The 7,000-nt window shown below is 70.2% G+C and carries 4 protein-coding genes; 1 reads left to right on the forward strand and 3 read right to left on the reverse strand.

Features of this window, described 5'->3' with window-relative positions:
- Window positions 1-16: 16 nt before the first annotated feature.
- From ABZT12_RS05195 to lepA, 3 genes are all read right to left on the reverse strand, one after another.
- Window positions 17-1,936 (reverse strand): ATP-binding SpoIIE family protein phosphatase, encoded by a 1,920-nt coding sequence (locus ABZT12_RS05195; RefSeq protein ID WP_356377489.1) that lies wholly within the window; start codon window positions 1,934-1,936, stop codon window positions 17-19.
- Between the two features lie 219 nt (window positions 1,937-2,155).
- Entirely contained in the window at window positions 2,156-4,030 is a 1,875-nt protein-coding gene (locus tag ABZT12_RS05200; protein WP_356377492.1) for an AMP-dependent synthetase/ligase, read from the reverse strand.
- A 234-nt stretch (window positions 4,031-4,264) separates the two neighbouring features.
- Window positions 4,265-6,139, reverse strand: coding sequence for a translation elongation factor 4 (lepA, locus tag ABZT12_RS05205; protein WP_356377495.1), 1,875 nt, complete (start codon window positions 6,137-6,139; stop codon window positions 4,265-4,267).
- A gap of 386 nt (window positions 6,140-6,525) precedes the next feature.
- On the opposite strand from lepA, the gene rpsT reads away from it, so the two are divergent.
- Entirely contained in the window at window positions 6,526-6,792 is a 267-nt protein-coding gene (rpsT, locus tag ABZT12_RS05210; RefSeq protein WP_030601710.1) for a 30S ribosomal protein S20, read from the forward strand.
- The last annotated feature ends 208 nt before the right edge of the window (window positions 6,793-7,000 follow it).

Consider the following 7,000-nt stretch of genomic DNA (forward strand, 5'->3'; position numbering starts at 1 on the left):
TCCAGCACCGGCGGCCCTACTCCGCCTGGAGCACCAGCAGCGCCAGATCGTCCTCCGGCGGGCGCTCGCCGAACTCGTGCACCAGCCGCCTGATCCGCTCCGCGATCAGCTCGGCGTCGAGCCCAGCGCAGCCCGCCAGCGCCCGCGCCAGCCCGTCGGTGTCGTCGAACTGGCGGGAGCCGGAGCGCCGCTCGGTCACCCCGTCCGTGACGCACAGCAGACTCTCGCCGGGCCGCAGCTCGAAGGTCTCACTGATGTACGTGGCGTCCTCGACGACCCCCAGGAGGGTCTGCGGGCGGGCGGCCGTACGGACGCTGCCGTCGGCGCCGAGCAGCAGCGGCAGCGGATGTCCGGCGGAGGCCAGGGTGCAGCGGACCCCTCCGTCGAACGGCACGAGTTCGCCGTAGAGGAGGGAGAGGAAGCGGGTCTGCGGGCCGTCGTCGGGGCGGCCGCCGGCCGCCACCAGGGCGCGGGCCGCCGCGTCGGCGGCCTCCGTCGCGTCGTCGAGGAGGAGCTGGTTGAGGCGGTCGAGACAGTCCGCGACCCGGTAACCCTCGCGGGCCAGGAGACGCAGCCAGGGACGGGCGAGGCCGATCACCACGGCCGCCTCCGGCCCCTTGCCCTGCACGTCGCCGAGGGCGAAGCCCCAGTGGCCCTCACCGGCCGGGAACAGGTCGTAGAAGTCGCCGCTGGGGCCGCCCTTGTCGCACGGCTCGTAGACGAGGGCGCTGTGCACGCCGGGGATCTCGGCGACCGCGCCGGGCAGCAGTCCGCGCTGGAGGACGCGGCTGATGGTGGCCTGGCGGGCGTACTGGCGGGCCGCCCCGACGGCGAGCGCCACCCGGCGGCTGAGGTCCTCGACCAGCCCGGTGACCTCCTCGGGGAAACACGGCAGCCCGGCCCGGCCGATGACCAGCGTGCCCAGCGGCCGGCCGCCCGCGATCAGCCGGTAGGCGAGCGCCGCGCCGTGCGGCCCGCCCGCGCCGAGGGCGTCGCCTGGCCACCCGTACGGCACCGGCCGCAGGGTGTCCGGGCGGGGCGGCGGGTCCTTCTCCAGGGCGCGGCGCAGCTCCTCGGTCCGGTTCTCGCTGCCGTGCCAGACCCGGGCCAGCCGCGGCCCCGCCCCGTCGCCCCAGCCGCCGCCCCGGACCGTCGACTCGTCCTCCAGCCATACGGCGCACCAGTCGGCGAGCCGGGGCACCAGCAGCTGTCCGGTCAGCGCGGCGACCAGGTCCTCGTCCAGTTGTCCGGCGAGCAGGTCGGAGGCCTCGGCGAGGAACGCCAGGGCGCCGCGCCCCAGCCACTCCGGGTCGCGTACGGAACGCTCGGGTCCGGGGGCGGGCGGTACGGCGGTCCCGGGGGCGCCTGCGAGGGCGCGCTCTCCGTCGTACGCCCCGCTCGCGCTGCTCTCGCCGGTCTCGCCGGGCTCACCGGCCGCGCCCGGCCCGGCGGGCAGCCGCGCCCACACGGTCTTGGCGCCGGTGCGGTAGGTGATGCCCCAGGTGTCGGCGAGCGTGCTGACGAGCCGCAGGCCGCGCCCGAACTCCGTTGTGCCGTGCGCCGGTTCGACGCCGGGTTCGCGCGGGGAGCGGGAGGGGTGGTGGTCGCAGACCTCGACGAGGAGGGCGCCCGTCTCCTCCGCCAGCGTGCACGCCAGCTCGACATCGGTACCAGCGTGCACGACGGCGTTGGTGACCAGTTCACTGACCACGACCAGTGCGTCGTCGGACTGCCGGTCGGTGAGCAACTCCGTTCCCGGTAGGCCGAGTTCGGACCACTCCCGCAGGGCGGCACGGACCAGCGCCCGGGCCGTGCCCGGCGCGAGCGGACTGCCGGGCAGCGCCGCGTGGGTGGTCGCGGGCCGGGGTGCGCCGGGGTACGCGGGCGCCTTCGGGGTGCGCGCACCGGTCTCCCGTTGCAGGGGAAAGGCCCCCATGGACAGCTCCCCCAGCGGTTCGGACGCATACGCCTCGGTCGGTCGGTCCGGACAGAGTGACAGACCGACCGCGCCCGTAATCACCGAGTCAGCGAAGTACGCCACCGCGAGGGAGAACAGTGGTATGCGGGTGCCCGGTCACCTTCCGTCCTCCCGACCGGCGACCCCGCGCGCGCACCTCGCGCCACCGCCCCCGAGCGGCGGCGGCGCCCCGCGGCGCTACGCCTCGCGCGTCCCCGCGTACATCTCGTCGATCAGATACCGGTACTCCCGCTCCACCACCGGGCGCTTCAGCTTCAGACTCGGCGTGATCTCGCCGTGCTCCACATCGAGATCGCGCGGCAGCAGGCGGAACTTCTTGATGGTCTGCCAGCGCTGGAGGCCCTCGTTGAGCTCCTTGACGTACCCCTCGACGAGGGCGACCGTGACCGGCGCCGCGACGACGTCGGCGTAGGACCTGCCCGCGAGGCCGTTGCCCTCCGCCCACTCCAGGATGGACGGCTCGTCGAGCGCGATCAGCGCGGTGCAGAAGTTCCGGTCGGCGCCGTGCACCAGGATGTTGGAGACGTACGGACACACCGCCTTGAACTGACCCTCGACCTCGGCCGGCGCGATGTACTTGCCGCCGGACGTCTTGATGAGGTCCTTCTTGCGGTCCGTGATGCGCAGATAGCCGTCGGGAGACAGCTCGCCGATGTCACCGGTGTGGAACCAGCCGTCCGCCTCCAGCACCTCGGCGGTCTTCTCGGGCAGCCCGTGGTAGCCCTCCATGATGCCGGGGCCGCGCAGCAGGATCTCGCCGTCGTCCGCGATCCGCACCTCCGTGCCGGGCAGCGGCTTGCCGACCGTGCCGGTGCGGTAGGCCTCACCGGGGTTGACGAAGGAGGCCGCGGAGGACTCGGTGAGGCCGTACCCCTCCAGGACGTGGATGCCGGCACCCGCGAAGAAGTAGCCGATCTCCGGCGCGAGCGCCGCCGAACCCGAGACACAGGCGCGCAGGTTGCCGCCGAACGCCTCACGGATCTTGGCGAAGACCAGCGTGTCGGCGACCTTGTGCCGGGCCGCCAGCCCGAAGGGGGCGCCCGCGGTACCGGTGCGACGGAAGTTGTCCTGGCTGACCTTGGCGTACTCGCGGGCGACCTCCGCCGCCCACTGGAAGATCTTGTACTTGGCACCGCCGCCCGCCCGCGCCTTCGCCGCGACCCCGTTGTAGACCTTCTCGAAGATGCGCGGCACGGCCGCCATGTACGTCGGCCGCACCACCGGCAGATTCTCGATGATCTTGTCGACACGGCCGTCGACCGCGGTGACGTGCCCGACCTCGATCTGCCCCGACGTCAGCACCTTGCCGAAGACATGAGCGAGCGGCAGCCACAGGTACTGCACGTCGTCCGCCCCGACCAGCCCGGTCGCGGCGATCGCCTTCGCCATGTACGACCAGTTGTCGTGCGGCAGCCGGACACCCTTGGGGCGGCCCGTGGTACCCGAGGTGTAGATCAGGGTCGCCAGCTGGTCCCGCTCGATCGCCCCGACCCGCTCCCGGATCAGCTCCGGGTTCTTCTCCAGATACACGGCCCCGCGCCGCTCCAGCTCGGCGAGGGTCAGCACCCCGTCGCCGCTCTCCACACCCGCCGGATCGATCACGACCACATGCGTCAGCTCGGGCAGCTCGGCCCGCCGCTCCACCGCCTTGGCCAGCTGCGCCGCGTCCTCCGCGATCAGCACCTGGCTGCCGGAGTCGGAGAGGATGAACGCGGACTCCTCGGCCTTGGTCTGCGGATAGACGGTGGTCGTCGCCGCGCCGGCGCACATGATGCCCAGGTCGGCGAGGATCCACTCCAGGCGGGTGGAGGAGGCCAGGGCGACCCGCTGCTCGGGCTGGACACCGAGTTCGATCAGACCGGCCCCGATCGCGTAGACCCGCTCGGCGGCCTGCGCCCAGGTCAGCGACTTCCACTCGTCCGGGCCCTCGCCCGCAGCAGGCGCCACCGGGTAGCGGTAGGCCTCGGCGTCCGGCGTGGCGGCCACGCGCTCCAGGAAGAGGCTCGCCACGGACGGCGGACGGTTCTCGATCAAGGTCTGTGTGTCGCTCACGACATCCTCCGGGGCCCGCGACGGTGCGGCTGGCTCAGCTGCGACTGTTGTTTAACTCACGAGTAACTATGGAGCAGTGATCAGAGTAAGCCGCGACCGGCCGGTGCGTAAGAGGCCATCGACGGTCACTTCCACCGGAGCACCACGGAACGAGAAGAAACGAAAAGAAGGGGCCCGCCACGCGAAAGCGCGACGGACCCCCCGTACCGCCCGGAAACCAGGCGCTCGGCGTCCCTACTTCTTGCCCTTGCCGGAACCGCTGTTCTCATCGCTGGAGAGCACCGCGATGAACGCCTCCTGCGGAACCTCCACGGAACCCACCATCTTCATCCGCTTCTTGCCCTCCTTCTGCTTCTCCAGCAGCTTCCGCTTCCGGGAGATGTCACCGCCGTAGCACTTGGCGAGGACGTCCTTGCGGATGGCGCGGATGGTCTCGCGGGCGATGACCCGGGAGCCGATGGCCGCCTGGATGGGCACCTCGAACGCCTGCCGCGGGATCAGCTCGCGCAGCTTGGCGACGAGCCGCACGCCGTACGCGTACGCCGCGTCCCGGTGCGTGATCGCCGAGAAGGCGTCCACCTTGTCGCCGTGCAGCAGGATGTCCACCTTGACCAGGGTGGACGTCTGCTCACCCGTGGGCTCGTAGTCCAGCGAGGCATAACCCCTGGTCTTCGACTTCAGCTGGTCGAAGAAGTCGAAGACGATCTCCGCCAGCGGCAGCGTGTAACGGATCTCGACCCGGTCCGCGGAGAGGTAGTCCATGCCGAGCAGCGTGCCGCGCCGGGTCTGGCACAACTCCATGATCGAGCCGATGAACTCCGACGGCGCGAGAATCGTCGCGCGCACGACGGGCTCGAAGACCTTGTCGATCTTCCCCTCGGGGAACTCGCTCGGGTTGGTGACGATGTGCTCGCTGCCGTCCTCCATGTCGACCCGGTACACCACGTTCGGCGCGGTCGCGATGAGGTCGAGCCCGAACTCCCGCTCCAGCCGCTCCCGGATCACGTCCAGGTGCAGCAGCCCGAGGAAACCGACACGGAAACCGAAGCCCAGCGCCGCCGACGTCTCCGGCTCGTAGACGAGCGCGGCATCGTTGAGCTGAAGCCTGTCGAGGGCCTCGCGCAGCTCCGGGTAGTCCGAACCGTCCAGCGGATACAGCCCGGAGAAGACCATCGGCTTGGGGTCCTTGTAACCACCGAGCGCCTCGGTCGCGCCCTTGTGCAAGGTGGTGATCGTGTCACCCACCTTGGACTGGCGGACGTCCTTCACACCCGTGATCAGATAGCCCACCTCGCCGACACCCAGCCCGTCGGCACCGAGCATCTCCGGCGAGTTCGTACCGATCTCCAGCAGCTCGTGCGTGGCACCCGTGGACATCATCCGGATCCGCTCACGCTTGGTGAGCTGCCCGTCGATGACCCTGATGTACGTCACGACACCGCGGTAGGAGTCGTAGACCGAGTCGAAGATCATGGCCCGGGCGGGCGCGTCCGCGTTCCCGACCGGCGCCGGGATCTCCTTGACCACCTTGTTGAGCAGCGCGTCGACGCCGACACCGGTCTTGGCGGAGACCCGCAGCACGTCGTCGGGCTCACACCCGACGAGATTGGCCAGCTCCTCCGCGAACTTCTCCGGCTGCGCGGCCGGCAGGTCGATCTTGTTCAGTACGGGGATGATCGTGAGGTCGTTCTCCATCGCCAGGTAGAGGTTGGCGAGGGTCTGCGCCTCGATGCCCTGGGCGGCGTCCACGAGCAGCACGGTGCCCTCGCAGGCGGCGAGCGACCGCGACACCTCGTACGTGAAGTCGACGTGTCCCGGAGTGTCGATCATGTTGAGGATGTGGGTACTGCCCTGACTCTCCCCGAGGGTCGGGGCCCACGGCAGCCGCACCGCCTGGGACTTGATCGTGATGCCACGCTCGCGCTCGATGTCCATGCGGTCGAGGTACTGAGCACGCATCTGCCGCTGGTCGACCACACCGGTCAGCTGGAGCATCCGGTCGGCGAGCGTGGACTTGCCGTGGTCGATGTGCGCGATGATGCAGAAATTGCGGATCAGCGCCGGGTCGGTACGGCTCGGCTCGGGCACATGGCTAGGGATCGCGGGCACGCAGGGTCCTGATTCTTGAGGCGTCCGCAGTGTCTGCGGTCTCGGGTCGGATCTATACGTAGGCTCCATGGTCCCACGCGCGAGAGGCGGGGGCCGATTTGCCCCGGTGCGATCCCCGATCCGATCCCCGTGCGATCTCCGATGCATCTCCGATCGATCCCGGTGCGATCCCCGATTCGATCGCGCGCGATCTCCAGCGTGGGCGCGGGGCCGACGGCCCTCAGGGACAGGTGGTTTCCGGGCGGCCGGTGGACGGTTTGGGCGGTCCGGCGGTGGCTGGTAGCGTGGGTGGCTGTGTCTCTTGCCTCTCAGTACGAGGCACACCCAAGAAAATCATCGGCGCGGGACCCTTGCGGCCCCGTGCCAGAACCTGAAAAGGCTCATTCGTGGCGAACATCAAGTCCCAGATCAAGCGGATCAAGACCAACGAGAAGGCCCGGCTGCGCAACAAGGCCGTCAAGTCCTCCCTGAAGACCGCGATCCGCAAGGCCCGCGAGGCCGCTGCCGCGGGTGACGTCGAGAAGGCCACCGAGTACCAGCGCGCTGCCGCGCGTCAGCTCGACAAGGCCGTCTCGAAGGGCGTCATCCACAAGAACCAGGCCGCCAACAAGAAGTCGGCGCTTGCTTCCAAGGTCACCACGCTCAAGGGCTGATCCTCCCGCACTTGACTCGGCCCGCCTCCGCGGGCCGGAGCAGTAGCAATCCACCGTGAGGACACATCGAGCCCTCTACCTCGATTCACGGACAGACACCGTGGTCGCCACGCCACGTACAGTGCCCCCGGACCCACTTCGGGGGCATTGCTGTGTGTGTGGGGGGCCTTGCGGGGTGCGGGTTGGGTCACAGGGGTGGGGGGCTCGA

The organism is Streptomyces sp. NPDC005423, from assembly GCF_040606415.1.
Taxonomy (GTDB): Bacteria; Actinomycetota; Actinomycetes; order Streptomycetales; family Streptomycetaceae; genus Streptomyces.